The sequence below is a fragment of the Rhizobium sp. BK212 genome (genome assembly GCF_014197475.1).
Taxonomy (GTDB): Bacteria; Pseudomonadota; Alphaproteobacteria; order Rhizobiales; family Rhizobiaceae; genus Rhizobium; species Rhizobium anhuiense.
Genome location: NZ_JACIFS010000011.1, coordinates 1 through 13,330 on the forward strand (window position 1 = coordinate 1; position 13,330 = coordinate 13,330).

The 13,330-nt window shown below is 57.3% G+C and carries 14 protein-coding genes; 9 read left to right on the forward strand and 5 right to left on the reverse strand.

Annotated elements, in window-relative coordinates; translation table 11 throughout:
* The first annotated feature begins 412 nt into the window (after positions 1-412).
* Positions 413-847 (forward strand): GNAT family N-acetyltransferase, encoded by a 435-nt coding sequence (locus FHT79_RS27130; RefSeq protein WP_245294605.1) that lies wholly within the window; start codon positions 413-415, stop codon positions 845-847.
* Between the two features lie 109 nt (positions 848-956).
* On the opposite strand, the gene FHT79_RS27135 is transcribed toward FHT79_RS27130, so the two are convergent.
* The gene (locus tag FHT79_RS27135) at positions 957-1,868 is read right to left on the reverse strand and encodes a glycosyltransferase family 2 protein (RefSeq protein WP_052213356.1); all 912 of its coding nucleotides are present in this window, start codon (positions 1,866-1,868) and stop codon (positions 957-959) included.
* Between the two features lie 306 nt (positions 1,869-2,174).
* Between FHT79_RS27135 and FHT79_RS27140 the strand changes: the two genes are divergently transcribed.
* From FHT79_RS27140 to FHT79_RS27155, 4 genes are all read left to right on the forward strand, one after another.
* On the forward strand, positions 2,175-2,357 hold the full coding sequence (locus FHT79_RS27140; protein WP_281414620.1) for an SAF domain-containing protein: 183 nt from the start codon (positions 2,175-2,177) through the stop codon (positions 2,355-2,357).
* Positions 2,354-3,055 carry a pseudaminic acid cytidylyltransferase gene (gene pseF / locus FHT79_RS27145; RefSeq protein ID WP_183904498.1) on the forward strand — a complete coding sequence of 234 codons (702 nt, stop codon included), beginning with the start codon at positions 2,354-2,356 and terminating at the stop codon, positions 3,053-3,055. The genes FHT79_RS27140 and pseF overlap by 4 nt, the downstream gene beginning before the upstream one ends.
* Before the next feature lie 285 nt (positions 3,056-3,340).
* Positions 3,341-4,393 carry a pseudaminic acid synthase gene (gene pseI / locus FHT79_RS27150; RefSeq protein ID WP_183904499.1) on the forward strand — a complete coding sequence of 351 codons (1,053 nt, stop codon included), beginning with the start codon at positions 3,341-3,343 and terminating at the stop codon, positions 4,391-4,393.
* Positions 4,394-5,116: 723 nt separating this feature from the next.
* Complete coding sequence (locus FHT79_RS27155) at positions 5,117-6,391, forward strand: O-antigen ligase family protein (protein WP_183904500.1); 1,275 nt, start codon at positions 5,117-5,119, stop codon at positions 6,389-6,391.
* A 145-nt stretch (positions 6,392-6,536) separates the two neighbouring features.
* On the opposite strand, the gene FHT79_RS27160 is transcribed toward FHT79_RS27155, so the two are convergent.
* Entirely contained in the window at positions 6,537-7,448 is a 912-nt protein-coding gene (locus FHT79_RS27160; RefSeq protein WP_183904501.1) for a glycosyltransferase family 2 protein, read from the reverse strand.
* Positions 7,449-7,825: 377 nt separating this feature from the next.
* Between FHT79_RS27160 and rfbC the strand changes: the two genes are divergently transcribed.
* The 4 genes from rfbC to rfbA are packed head-to-tail and all read left to right on the forward strand — an operon-like array spanning position 7,826 to position 11,216.
* Complete coding sequence (rfbC, locus tag FHT79_RS27165; RefSeq protein ID WP_049812605.1) at positions 7,826-8,392, forward strand: dTDP-4-dehydrorhamnose 3,5-epimerase; 567 nt, start codon at positions 7,826-7,828, stop codon at positions 8,390-8,392.
* A 13-nt stretch (positions 8,393-8,405) separates the two neighbouring features.
* Complete coding sequence (gene rfbB / locus FHT79_RS27170) at positions 8,406-9,461, forward strand: dTDP-glucose 4,6-dehydratase (protein WP_183904502.1); 1,056 nt, start codon at positions 8,406-8,408, stop codon at positions 9,459-9,461.
* Between the two features lies 1 nt (position 9,462).
* Positions 9,463-10,356, forward strand: a complete 894-nt coding sequence (gene rfbD / locus FHT79_RS27175; RefSeq protein WP_183904503.1) for a dTDP-4-dehydrorhamnose reductase — start codon at positions 9,463-9,465, stop codon at positions 10,354-10,356.
* A complete protein-coding gene (gene rfbA / locus FHT79_RS27180; protein ID WP_028758267.1) occupies positions 10,353-11,216 on the forward strand; it encodes a glucose-1-phosphate thymidylyltransferase RfbA in 864 nt (287 codons plus the stop codon). Before rfbD ends, rfbA begins: the two co-directional genes overlap by 4 nt.
* A gap of 121 nt (positions 11,217-11,337) precedes the next feature.
* Here rfbA and FHT79_RS27185 read toward each other — a convergent pair whose 3' ends face one another.
* The 3 genes from FHT79_RS27185 to FHT79_RS27195 are packed head-to-tail and all read right to left on the reverse strand — an operon-like array spanning position 11,338 to position 13,327.
* Entirely contained in the window at positions 11,338-12,141 is an 804-nt protein-coding gene (locus FHT79_RS27185; RefSeq protein WP_183904504.1) for an anti-sigma factor, read from the reverse strand.
* Positions 12,138-12,743, reverse strand: coding sequence for an RNA polymerase sigma factor (locus FHT79_RS27190; RefSeq protein WP_183904505.1), 606 nt, complete (start codon positions 12,741-12,743; stop codon positions 12,138-12,140). The genes FHT79_RS27185 and FHT79_RS27190 overlap by 4 nt, the downstream gene beginning before the upstream one ends.
* A 47-nt stretch (positions 12,744-12,790) precedes the next feature.
* Positions 12,791-13,327, reverse strand: a complete 537-nt coding sequence (locus tag FHT79_RS27195; RefSeq protein ID WP_028758270.1) for a tetratricopeptide repeat protein — start codon at positions 13,325-13,327, stop codon at positions 12,791-12,793.
* Positions 13,328-13,330: the final 3 nt, after the last annotated feature.

Here is a 13,330-nt window from a genome sequence, read left to right on the forward strand (position 1 = left end):
CCGAAGCCGAGGAGCAGTACTACGCCATGCTGGACGAACCAGCCATGGCTGCATAACTTAAACCAAACGGCCTCCGGCAAACCCGGTGCGGTTCAGTGCTTACGGCACGCCAAGCTACGTAGCTGGTGCGCAGCTCGGCTACGCTTAAGCACCCGGCGGCCCAACAATTTAGGTCGAGGTCTTACCAGCAAAGAGCGAGATGAGCGCTGCCCTGGAAGCCTCCGAGGCAAAATCACTTGCGGCGTTCCGTTCGACCCTCGACGGCCTCAAGCCTGGCGATGATGATGCTATCTTTGAAAGACTGAGGGAATCACACCCTTCTACAATGTGGCGGTCTGGCCTAGGGTCTAATGTGGAATGTTGATGACGAGTCCCGCTTGCATTGGCGGCTAAATCGAAGGGACGAGCCACTGTGTTGATACTTCGTAAGGCAACAATCTCCGACGCGAAGGCGCTTTTCGATTGGCGAAACGACCCTGCCACACGAGCGGCTAGCATCTCCACCGAAGAGATCGAGTATGATTCTCATGTTGCGTGGCTTACGGCTACGCTCAACAATACCGCTAGGAGCCTCCTTGTTGCCGAGGAAGATGGAATCCCGGTCGGAACCGTCAGGATAGACCGCGAGCCGAATGGAACCGCAGAGCTATCTTGGACGGTTGCCCCTGATGCTCGCGGGCGCGGATTGGCGAAGCGCATGGTTCAGATGGCCGCCGAAGAAACAGCCCCTACACACACAGTCCGCGCTAAAGTAAAGGCCGACAACATAGCCTCTGCGAAAGTTGCCGTTGCTGCCGGGATGGTCCTTTTCAAGAGAGACGGCGACGTCCTGTATTTCTCCCGATAATCGTCAAAGTTTCGACGCAGCGAGGAAAAAAGCGTCGATCTGCTCGGGCGTGAAGTCCATGGCAGCGAAGCCGCTTTCCATCATCGGGGACCACCTACGAAGGAGCCGATTACAATCGACCCGTTCGGCCGATCAGGCCATGGTAGATTCCGAGAAGCATCATTTTCGAATGGTGCCACCTCTTAACCCCAAACACACTAAAAAAGACGAACTGACGGAAAATGCGCAGAGCCAATATAAAGCGCCATGCCCAGCCGATCCATCGCCGCCGGATGAGCCAGACAGCATTGCGAACCGCATAATAGTGCCTCAAAGGGCTATGAACCGGGACGCTGCGGCCGTTGAAATCAATCCATTCGTCCCCCATCGAATGTTCCATGAAGGCATCGTTCACGCCAAATAAGCCGAAACCCTTTTCCTTGGCACGCAGGCCCCACTCGATATCGACATAATCAATGAATAGCCCCTCCTCCATATGACCAACACTCTTGAAGACGGCGACGGGAATAAGAGAACCTGAGGCAATCAGAAAATCGGCACTGCTTGTTTCCTCTTGCTCCGACCTGGGACGCCTCTTAAGCTTCAGCCCTTGTCGATATACAAAAGGCGCCGTTTCGCCTTGGCGATGGTCGAGATAGCTCGGCCCCACAGCCGCTACCGCAATCCCCCTTTCCTTCAAGCCTTCGAGAGCGGTTATGAGTTGCCGGACCATTCCAGCGGCAGGCACGCTATCTTGATCCAACAGCAGGATGTATTCACAACCCCGCGCCTCGGCTCGGCGGATCGCAACATTTTGCGCGTAGGCGATGCCGTAATTCTCGCCCAGACAGATGACCTCGATATTGAAGTCGTAAACGAACGAAGGAAGCTTCGTCCCGTCGCCATTATCGACCAGACAGATACCATCAACTTGGGTGCGGATGCTCTCTATAAGCGGATACAGCGCTTCGGGATCAGGCTGATATGTGACGATAACTGCGACCGTCCGAGGCTTATCCGTCAAAGCCGATTCAGCTATCATAAAGGGCATATCCTCGACTGGTTCTTCAATCTTGCAGTCACTGCGCGGGCCATTGCATTGCGGAACGCGCAAGCATGCCGCTCGCCGTGCTTCATATTATCGGCAGGACCAAAAGAGTATCGGAATTTTGCGGTGCGCAGAATCTTTCACGGCTCACGAAACTGAACGGCAATCCGCCGCATCGGCATAGGAATAGCGATTGCATAGGCGAATATGTTGACGCTAATAGGAGACGGTATGGCTATTACATCCGTTTGTCACAGTGCACGTGCCGCCAGTGCTGAGATTGATGGAGCGGCCCAGTAGTTGCAGCGTAAGCCTGTCAGAAAGGTCGAAATGTTTACCGACGTCAATCTGCGATCGATCCGCCCCGGCTTCGGCATGAAAGCGAAGCATTTCGATGCCTTGCTCGGCGGGCGTGCCGCGCGCGACATCGCTTTCGGGAAGCCCCTTGACGCCTCAATGATCGAGGGTGGGTTCGAGGCTTGAACAAGGGCTCGAACGCCGTTTGCATCATTCCGGCCCGCGGTGGCAGCAAGCGCATTCCTCGGAAGAATATTCGTCCTTTCCGCGGTCGCCCGATGCTTCTCTGGTCGGTTGAGGCTGCTTTGATGTCCGGCGCTTTCGACTCGGTCCTGGTTTCGACCGACGACGACGAGATCGCGGACGTCGCCCGCGCGGCGGGAGCTGAGGTGCCCTTCCTGCGGTCGGCTCGTACGTCCAACGACCACGCAACGACCGCCGATGTCCTGGAAGAGGTCCTCGGGCAACTCAGCAATATTGGGCACAACTACACGCTGGGCTGCTGTCTTTATCCGACCGCGCCGTTTGTACAGGGCGGAGACCTGGCCAACGGACGGGCACGCCTCGAGGACAGCGATTTCGACGTCGTGATGCCGATCGCAGCCTTTTCCTACCCGATCTGGCGATCGCTGGCGCGGGACGCGGCAGGCAGGGTGCTTTTGAATTTCCCAGAAAACCTCAATGTCCGTAGCCAGGATTTGCCGACGGCTTACCATGACGTGGGTCAGTGGTACTGGTTCCGAACTGCGGCCTTCCTGCGCACTCACATGCTTATGGGCAGCAACACCGGGTCGATCGTGGTACCGGCGGAGCGCATGCAGGATATCGACACCGAGGAAGATTGGGCGATTGCCGAATATAAACACGAGAGGCTCTTCGGATAACGGCCCCCGCCTCCATCCTGTTCTCCAATCGTCGCGGCATCCACGAGCCTTACAATTATAACCGTAAAATTATCGGCTTTGCCTCCTGCTCTATGCGATCGGGCAAAGCCGCTGACTTCGTACCTGGTAACAGAATAATTCGCGTCACCACCCATCGTGTGCTTCCGCGATCGCGGCACAGAGCCCGCTTTGCCGAAGCTGGGGTCGCTGTCATCGTCTCGAACACCGAGTTGCGTTGACGAATATGCATGGGTAATTATGAGAGCAAAACTCCAAGGATCGCAGATGACGCAACATGAGATCTCTATTGCTGGTCGCCGCATTGCGGACGATCAACCGCCATTTATCATTGCCGAGCTTTCCGCCAACCATCTGGGAGATATCGGCCGCGCCTTGAAGTCGATCGATGTTGCGGCCGAATGTGGCGCAGATGCCGTGAAGTTCCAGACTTATACTCCCGACACACTGACCATTGACGTCGACAATGAATATTTCCGAATAAGCGGCGGCCTCTGGGATGGGCGCACTTTGTACGATCTCTATGGCGAGGCGTTCACCCCATATGAATGGCACGCCGAATTGTTTTCACATGCTAGAAGCAGAGGTATCATCCCGCTCTCGACGCCCTTCGATGAAACCGCAATCGAGCTTCTCGAAGGCCTTGACGCTCCGGCCTACAAGCTTGCCTCATTCGAAGTCATCGACCTGCCACTGGTGGCTGCGGTCGCGAGACGCGGAAAACCCATGATCATTTCGACGGGCATGGCCGATCTCGCAGAAATCCAGGCAGCCGTGCAAACGGCACGCGACAACGGCGCTTCCGAAATTATTCTATTGCACTGCACAAGCGCTTATCCCGCCCCGTTCACCGATGCGAGACTGCGAACGATCCCGCACATGAAGGAAGCATTCCAGGTCATCGGCGGGTTGTCGGATCATACTCCCGGTACCGCCGCAGCTGTCGCCAGCGTTGCCCTTGGTGCCCGCGTCATTGAGAAACACTTCACCTTGTCACGAGATGACGGTGGACCGGATTCTTCTTTCTCGCTAGAGCCCGATGAACTCGCCAGACTTGTTTCTGACTGCCGCAGTGCGTGGGAGGCCCTTGGGTCAGTTAGCTATAACCTCTCCAAAAGTGAACGCGGAAGCGAGAAATTCCGCCGGTCATTATTCGTAGTGCAAGACGTCAAGGCTGGTGAAACAATCACCCACGCTCACGTTCGTTCGATCCGCCCGGGATATGGCATGCCGCCGAAGCATCTTCCGGACGTCATCGGCAGAAAGGCTGCACACGACCTTAGCCGAGGCCAGCCTCTGACGTGGAAGGATTTGGATTAGCGATTTGCTCGAGGTCGGCGTACCGTTCTCGAAACAGCGCGATCGGTACGCGCCAGCCTTCCGGTCCCATCAGGCCAGACCGCAAAACGGCGAATTCGCGCCGTTCGACGTTCCAGGGGATTGCGCCAGGCGACGACGAAGCGATCTATCAGCGTCTCCGGACTGCTCATCCATTCTACAACGGAAGCGTCTACGAGCAGATTTGATCCACTTGCTCACAAGGGTTTTTCCTGAGATGGAATGCCATGCTAGCTATCGCTTTGTGTCCCGATACGCGATCACGCCTGGAGAGGGCTACGACCTCTCCAGGCGGCGTTGCAAGGCAGACCCATTCCTTGGCGCAAAGCTCAAGGCACATCTGTGAAAAGCTGGGGCCAGAACCTTCGATGCTCTCTGTCAGCGGCCTGCCTCGACTATCCCATCGCCACTGCCGATCTGCGGCTTTTCAGAGGACAGTGGCCTATCGCTCTGGTAGGGCATCGATCATGCCGTTTGACGATCAAATTTTCAAATCAAGCGCACCTCAGGCGTGTTTTCTGGCAAAGCTGGCCCAATTGTCGCATACGCTTTCCGCCCATCATCGAATAGAAACACGTTCATCCAGACTTCCTGTTGCCGGAATACAACGTTGAATAAAGCCATAGATTGCACCGACATCCACAGCTTGACAGTGGTGACCACGATCCTTAGCGAGGCAGCGTGGGCACGGTCAGGACCGGCAAATTGAATTACTTCAGACAACTCAAAATAGCGGTTCTTGGTCCGGAGAATGGGACGGGAGATTCGCTCGACCGAAATAACCGCATTGCGGTCTTTGCCTTTGCAATCCTTCCAGGACTTTCGTCGAACTTCAACTCCTTCATCCTCCTCGCGTCCATGGTGTGGGGCATCTATTGTCTGGCGACAGGCCGACTTGCATTGAACCTGTCGAGATCCGACCGACTGGTTGCCATCGGCATGTCGATCTACCCGTTGGTGATGATCGCGAGCATATTCATCAATCCACCTTACTCCGAGGAACTGGACTGGATATTCCGGCTCCTGCCTTTCTTTTCGGTCTGGCTGATCTTGCCACGGATGCGCCACTCTCCCGATGGCCGTCTCGTGCCACTCTTTATCCTCGGCGCCGGCATCGGCATGATCCTGACCTTTCTTTTCAGTCTGCTGCAGATCATCTTTCTGATGCCGAGGGCAGAGGCGGGAACTTCGAACGCTGCACTCCTCGGAGTCATAGGCGTTCTTTTCGGCGGCATTGCGCTTCTCAACGTTCAATCTCCCAGAAGCGTAGAGCAAAGAATTGCGATATTGGGATATGCCGCGGGTCTCGGCTGCGTGCTGCTTTCGGGAACGCGCTCAGCCTGGCTGGTCATTCCCGTCCATATCGTCATCTTTCTCTGGTATTTTCGCAAACACAGCTTCCATCTGAGTTTGCGCAGCCTGGCCATTACCGGCTCCCTGCTGTTGGCGGGAATTGTCGCCTTGGGCAGCGGCCAAATCCTCGATCGCATCCAGGCGCTCCAGGGAGATCTGACAACACTCGAACGCAGCGACGGCGAGATCACATCGCTCAGCGCGCGGATCGCTTTGTACAAAGGCGCGCTATCGGCAATCCGTAAGGACCCGTTGACGGGTTATGGCCCGCAAAACCGGATGGCTTCGGTCCTGGCGGAACTCCCCGATAACATAAGGCCGCAGTTGCCCTTCTCGCATGTCCACAACGGCTTTCTGACCGCGGGAATCGACGCCGGCGTTATCGGCATTGCAGCGCTTTGCCTGATGCTCATGACGCCCGTGATAGGCGCGTGGAGAAAGGAAGCGGGGCCGGGCCGGGACATCTCCATCGCGCTCGCTCTTCTGCTCGTCAGCAGCTACGTGATCACGGGCAGCTTTGGCATCATGTTCAATCAGAAGGCTCTGGATCCGATCTTCGCCTACCTCGTCGCCCTCATTTGTGCGGATCGCGGCAGCACAGGCTTTGCGCCCGTCGTTCGCGGCTAGATCTCGATCCAGTGACTGCTATCGACGTCTCTCGCTCAGAGACAACAAGGTCGATATCGCTGTGCCTTCTAACTTGAACGCGACGTTGCGTTTACCTGCCTCAAGAGGCCTGCTTCCTTCGAAGCCGAAGATAAGGAGGCTACGCCTACAATCTGTTCAGGAGAGCGAGGATGGGAAGAAATTTGGTCTGGAGCGTGCTTTGGCGCTTTATCCCGGTTCGCTTGAGCACCGACAATCGCTCAAAGGGCCAATCACCGTTGCGAGCCCGCTGAAAAGCCTGGAAAGCGGCGCGATTTTCGGGGGTAAGACGATCCTCGAAGGTCTTGATCGCCTCTTCGTGAGCCGTGTTCCACGCACGCCATTGCCCCCGAAAAGCCATCCACAATCTGGCGACTTGCATTGAGATACCGTTGTTGGCGCCAACCAGGTTGGTGGCGTGCTGGCGGTATTTCAACACCGGTTCCGCATCGTATCGGACCACGCCGCCGCAGCCTGCCACAACAATATAGAACCACCAGTCGTGGGAAATGAGACGTGTTTTCGGCAATGTGTTGACCACAAGATCCCTTGCCGCCTGATTGAACATCATGGTGTTGCCTCCACCGATGCTCTGGACCAGGGCGTTGCGAAAACTTGGTTCGAGTTTGAACTCGGGCGACATTCCTGCATGATTGAGTTGTTCATCGACAATTTCGGTCCGAGCGAAATAAACTGCCGGTGTGCCAGGGTCGATCCGCGACAGCCAGTCGAACGCACGTTTTAGTTTTTCCGGATACCAAATGTCATCCTGGTCGCAGAACGCATAAGCGTCAGCATTTTTGAGATTCGAAAGGTTGTTGAGGAAGTTACCGCAAAAGCCGAGATTGACGGGATTTCGTGTCAAGCGGAAGCGCGCATCCTTTGCAACCAGAGCTTCGAGCATTTCGACGGTACCATCCGTTGAGCCGTCGTCGAAGAACGTCACATGCCAGTCGGTGAGCGTCTGCGCCTCAATGGATGCAATCTGCTCCCGAAGATAGCGCATTCCATTATAGGTCGCGCAAAGAATTTCTATCAACTGAATAACTCCGATCCAGCTCGTATAACGGGGCGCCCGGCGATTTGTCGATCCGCTGTTTCACCACACATATCGCAACCCCATGCGGTCGATGTGCCAGCGTGCGCCATAAAGCATGATCGTCACCTCTGCCAAGCGCCAACTGAAATTCAAAGCATGTCGGGCGTGAATTCTCGCTGGCAGCAGCGGTTATGCCACTCCAAAGGCGCCTTGCAGTCTCGGATAGAGGCGAGCCGGCACCTTTCACGCATCCGCTGGCAGAACTGGATTCTCATCTTGCTGTCCCGGCCCCGGCGCGGTATGTGCTCAGCAGCACGATTGGCTATATTGCCGGCGTTGGTTGCTGTCACAATTCAGCGATCGAGCCTAATGCAAGGATGTATGCATTGAATGTAGAACAACTGGGGATCGGGGACGTCAAAAGGATCACTCCCGCCAGATTCGGTGACTCGAGGGGCTATTTCAGCGAAGTCTTCAAAGATTCCTGGTTCCGCACCAACGTGGCCGACGTTTCTTTCGTGCAGGACAATGAGTCTCTTTCAGCGCAACCGGGGACCGTTCGGGGATTGCATTTTCAGCTGTCTCCCTTCGCCCAAGGCAAGTTGGTGCGCTGCCTGCGCGGCGCGCTGCTGGATGTGGCCGTCGATATCAGGCATGGCTCTCCGACCTACGGAAAGTGGGTTTCTGCAGAACTGTCGCCGGAGAATGGCTCACAGCTTTGGGTGCCGGCCGGATTTGCGCATGGGTTCGTAACTTTGCAGCCCGAGACGATCATCAGTTACAAGGTCACGGCTCCCTACAGCGCCGAGCATGACCGCGGCCTGCGGTGGAACGATGCCGAGATCGGGATCGAGTGGCCGCAGATGGATGCCTACGTTCTTTCTGATAAGGACAACAAACAGCCATTGCTTTCCGAACTCCCCGCATATTTTCAATTTTCGTAAAACGGAGGGCCTCATGCGTGTTCTTGTAACAGGTGGCGCTGGCTTCATCGGTTCGGCATTGGTGCGCTATCTCGTCAGTGAGGTCGGCGCCGACGTCCTCAATATCGACAAGCTGACCTATGCCGGCAATCTCGCCTCGCTGAAAGCGATCGAGAATGCTCCGAACTACAGGTTTCTCAAAGCCGACATTTGCGACCGAAGCGCGGTCAGCAGCGCTTTCGAGGAGTTTCGTCCCGATTACGTCATGCATCTGGCGGCGGAAAGCCACGTCGACCGGTCGATCACCGGGGCGGCGGATTTTATCGAAACGAATATAAATGGCACCTTCAGCGTGCTGGAGGCTGCGCGGCAATATTGGCAAGGCCTTCCGGCGGACGAAAAGGCGGCATTCAGGATGCTGCACGTGTCCACCGACGAAGTCTACGGTTCGCTGGGTGAAGACGGGCTGTTTGCCGAGACGACGCCTTACGATCCGTCCTCTCCCTACTCCGCATCCAAGGCGGCCAGCGATCACCTGGCAACGGCGTGGGAGCGGACTTACGGCCTGCCGGTGATCATTTCCAACTGTTCGAACAATTACGGTCCTTTTCATTTCCCGGAAAAGCTCATCCCCCTCATCATATTGAATGCGCTGGAACGGAAGCCATTGCCCGTCTACGGAAGCGGCTCCAACATTCGCGACTGGCTCTATGTCGACGATCACGCACGAGCGCTGTGGCTGATCGTGCAACGGGGCCGTCTCGGCGAAAAATACAATGTCGGCGGGCGCAACGAGCGGCGGAACATCGATGTCGTCGAGCGTGTCTGCGCGATCATGGATGAAGTCCGGCCAGGACATGCACCGCATAGCGATCTTATAAGCTACGTTACCGATCGGCCGGGCCACGATGCCCGCTACGCTATCGACGCGACCAAACTCGAGACTGAACTCGGCTGGAAAGCACTGGAGAATTTCGACAGCGGCATCCGCAAGACCGTCGACTGGTATCTGGAAAATGCATGGTGGTGGCAGCCGCTGCGCGAGGGTGTGTATTCCGGTGAACGCCTTGGCGTGTTGAAAAAGGTGTGAGATGCGCATCGCGGTAACAGGCAAGAGCGGCCAGGTCACGTCTGCGTTGCAAGCGCTCAAGGCGCCTGACATCGAGGTCATCGCCATCGGCAGGCCCGAGTTGGATTTGCTCGCGCCTTCTATGGTGAGTGAAACCATTGCGAAGCTCAAACCCGACGTCGTCGTGTCGTCGGCCGCCTACACTGCCGTCGACAAAGCCGAAAGCGACGAGGCGGCGGCGTTCGCCATCAATCGAGACGGCGCAGGAGCCATCGCTGCCGCAGCTGCCGAGCTGTCCATTCCCGTCATCCATCTCTCGACCGATTATGTGTTCGATGGAGACAAGCCCGAACTCTATGTCGAGAGCGACCCGGTCGGACCGGTATCCGTCTACGGCAGATCGAAGCTCGAAGGCGAATATGCGGTTGCCGCAGCCAATGAGAACCATGTGATCCTGCGGACGGCTTGGGTCTATTCGACATTTGGCCATAACTTCGTGAAAACCATGCTCAGGCTTGCGGAGACGCGAGACGAGCTAAGCGTCGTGAGCGACCAACTGGGTTGCCCGACCTCCGCCAACGACATCGCCGTGGCTATCGTCAAAATAGCGGCCAGACTGTCAAAGGATTCCAGCCCGGACTTGCGCGGCGTTTTTCATTTGGCCGGCAGCGGCGAAACCAACTGGGCCGAGTTTGCTCGAAATATATTGTCCATTCTCGAGGAAAAGACCGGCAGGCGTGTCACCGTCAGGGACATTGCGACTGCCGATTACCCCACAGCCGCGAAGCGGCCCGCCAATTCCCGATTGTGCTGCGATAAGTTGAAGCGCCTTTATGGCGTCAGCATGCCGGAGTGGCAGGTATCGACGCGAGCTATTGTGACAAAGCTCTTGGAAGAGCCGAAGGAGGCCGTATGAAAGGTATTGTGCTTGCGGGGGGCAGCGGTACTCGCCTGCACCCGATGACTCATTCGGTCTCGAAGCAGTTGCTTCCGATCTATGACAAGCCGATGATCTACTACCCGCTGACCACCTTGATGCTGGCCGGCATCAGAGAGGTTCTGATCATCTCCACCCCGCACGATATGCCGCTTTTCCAGCGGTTGCTGGGTGACGGCAGCGATTGGGGCATGTCTCTGAGCTATGCCGTGCAGCCGAGCCCCGATGGACTGGCCCAAGCCTATATTATCGGCGCAGATTTCGTGGCGGGCGGGCCATCCTGTCTTATCCTCGGAGACAATATCTATTTTGGCCACGGGCTGCCCGAACTGCTTGAAGAGGGTGTATCGAAGGGTGATGGCGCGACCGTATTTGCCTATCATGTGCACGATCCCGAACGTTACGGTGTCGTCGAATTCGGCAGCGACATGACTGCAATTTCGATTGAAGAAAAGCCGGTGAAGCCGAAATCGCACTGGGCCGTCACCGGCCTTTATTTTTACGATGCCGACGTCGTTGATATCGCCGCCAATCTAAAGCCTTCGGCGCGCGGCGAATACGAGATTACCGACGTCAACAGGACATATCTGGAGCGGGGTAAGCTGCGCGTCTCGATGATGGGCCGTGGTTATGCCTGGCTTGACACCGGCACGCCCGAAAGCCTGCTCGAGGCCGGCGAGTTCGTCCGCACCCTTGAAAAACGCCAGGGCTTCAAGATCGCTTGCCCGGAGGAAATCGCGCTGGCCAAAGGCTTCATCACCAAGGAGCATTTCGCCCAGATTGCCGCCAAAGCGGGCAAAGGCGATTATGGCCAATATTTGCGTGGCCTGATGGATTAAATAGCTGCGATCCGGCGAAATAGGCATACCGTGCGAGAGTGCACGGCGGCCTTGCGATAACGGCATGCGGAAAACAAAAAGCTAAAGAGCGAATCTGAAAAATTGCGACGCTCTATAGCAGTCAGGCTGAAAGTCTCCTCCTGACGTCCTCTCCCAACTCCTTCATGCGGTCGGCCGGAACGCGACCGATCAGCATGAAGGCATGCGTCTCGTTCGACCAGTAGACGACATTCATCCCCTTGCGGCTTTCGAGATCCGGCGTCTTGGGTCCGGCATCCGACATGACGATGCACAGCGCCATCGGGCCGGTTTCGGGGTCGAGATAGGCGATCTGGGCAAGCGGTTTGCCGTCATATTGCAAGAGCAGCGCGCGCTTGAAATCGATGCCCGGAAGCGCGACGGCTTCCGGGGAGAGCGACAGGCCGAGTTTCTCGTCAAGCGGGCCGAGCTGGGCGGCCTGGGCCTCCCGGGCAGGCACCGGGCCGGCCAGGGTTTCCGGGGTATAGAGCGAGATATAGTCGGCGACCACGCTGCGCCATTCGCTGTTTTCGTCGTTTGCCGAAAGGCGTGCGCCGATGCCGATGACGGCGCGGTCGATCGCGATGCCGGCAACGAGCGAGGCGGCGAGCGCGCCGAGGAACCGGCGACGGCTGGCGAATGTCAGCGCAGAAGCGGATTTTGCGCGCTGCTGCGCCGGGATGGCGGCGAGCATCGTCTCCAGCTTCTGACGCGGGGCTTCGGCGAGCAGCGGGGCGAAGACCTGCTCGAACGGCAGGCTGGCGCGCGCCAGGAATTCCAGCCGTTCGGCGACGTGTTCATCTTCGCTGACGAGGGCTTCGATGCGCGTAGCCTCTTCGGCCGTCAGTTCGCCGTCGATGAAGGCGGTCAGGTCCTCGTCGGAGGGAATGGTGTGTTTGCTGTTCATTGCCGTCCCCCTTCCGATCCGGCGCCGGAGAGCGTGGCGCGGGCAGCCGCCAGCCGGCTCATCACGGTTCCGATCGGGATATCCAATATGCCTGCAACCTCACGATAGGAAAGTCCTTCCACATAGGCGAGGAAAACCACCGTCCGCTGCGCCTCGGGCAACGCATTCACCTGCTTGAGCACCTGATGGGCCATCACATGCGCTTCAGTGTCGTGTGCGCCGTCGAAGGTCAGTGTTTCCCCGGCATCGACGAAACCCTGGCCCTGGCGCACCCGGCGGGAGCGGATCTCGTTCAGCCAGATCGAATGCAGGATCGAAAACAGCCAGCGGTCGAGCCGGGTGCCGGGGATGAACTGATCGGCGCGCTCCAGCGCGCGAAGGCAGGTCGCCTGCACCAGGTCGTCGGCAACATCGCGCTGATGCGAGAGCACGAGACCATAACGCCAGAGCCTTGCCAGATTTTCCGTCAAGCCGCTCCTGATATCCGCTTCGCTCGCGATGGTCGCCTCCGCCGATCCAACAACTTTCGGAACCGCCGGATGAACCGGCGATTCCATTCTCGCGGGACTATAGGCAGGAAATTGGGTGCGCGCGACCGACATTGAGATATCCCTTCCGTGCTTCCATCTTCCTGTCCGTGGATTCCCGATCAGATCTTAGAGGGGTTAAGGATCGCGGCGTTCAGATCCTGATATTCCTCGCAGGTGGTGCCGCAGATCGCCTTGATCGTCTTCAACTGCTCCTTGGCGAGATCGAACTGGCCCTTGATGACATAGGCCTCGCCGAGATATTCGCGGACCTTGGCATATTGCGGGTCCATCTTCACCGATTGCAGGTAATAAGAGATGCCTTCGTCGGTGCGGCCGAGCTTACGGGTGGCGTAACCGCGATAATTCAGCACTTCGGCCGTGTTCTGATCCTTGATCGTGTCGAGCATGGCAAGCGCCTCCTCATAACGGCCGGCCTTGGCCAGTGAATAGGCGTAGTCGGCGCGGTTCTTGTCGGAGATGTTGGCGCTCTGCTGCTTGACGCATTTCTTGGTCTTCTGGTCGTAGATCTCGCCCTTCTTACAGACTGGCGTTGCACTGCTGTTATCGCCGATGGCAAAGACCGGACCGGAGAACACAGATGCGGCAAGGCAGCCGCCGAGAATGATCGAAGCAATGCGGGCAGACATGATCGTCATGGG

Excerpts from the sequence above, each read along its gene's own strand:
- FHT79_RS27185 (WP_183904504.1), bottom strand. The coding sequence starts at position 12,141 with ATGAACAGCAAACACACCATTCCCTCCGACGAGGACCTGACCGCCTTC.
- rfbC (WP_049812605.1), top strand. The coding sequence starts at position 7,826 with ATGTATGCATTGAATGTAGAACAACTGGGGATCGGGGACGTCAAAAGG.
- FHT79_RS27195 (WP_028758270.1), bottom strand. The coding sequence starts at position 13,327 with ATGACGATCATGTCTGCCCGCATTGCTTCGATCATTCTCGGCGGCTGC.
- FHT79_RS27135 (WP_052213356.1), bottom strand. The coding sequence starts at position 1,868 with ATGATAGCTGAATCGGCTTTGACGGATAAGCCTCGGACGGTCGCAGTT.
- rfbB (WP_183904502.1), top strand. The coding sequence starts at position 8,406 with ATGCGTGTTCTTGTAACAGGTGGCGCTGGCTTCATCGGTTCGGCATTG.
- rfbD (WP_183904503.1), top strand. The coding sequence starts at position 9,463 with ATGCGCATCGCGGTAACAGGCAAGAGCGGCCAGGTCACGTCTGCGTTG.
- pseI (WP_183904499.1), top strand. The coding sequence starts at position 3,341 with ATGACGCAACATGAGATCTCTATTGCTGGTCGCCGCATTGCGGACGAT.
- FHT79_RS27190 (WP_183904505.1), bottom strand. The coding sequence starts at position 12,743 with ATGTCGGTCGCGCGCACCCAATTTCCTGCCTATAGTCCCGCGAGAATG.
- rfbA (WP_028758267.1), top strand. The coding sequence starts at position 10,353 with ATGAAAGGTATTGTGCTTGCGGGGGGCAGCGGTACTCGCCTGCACCCG.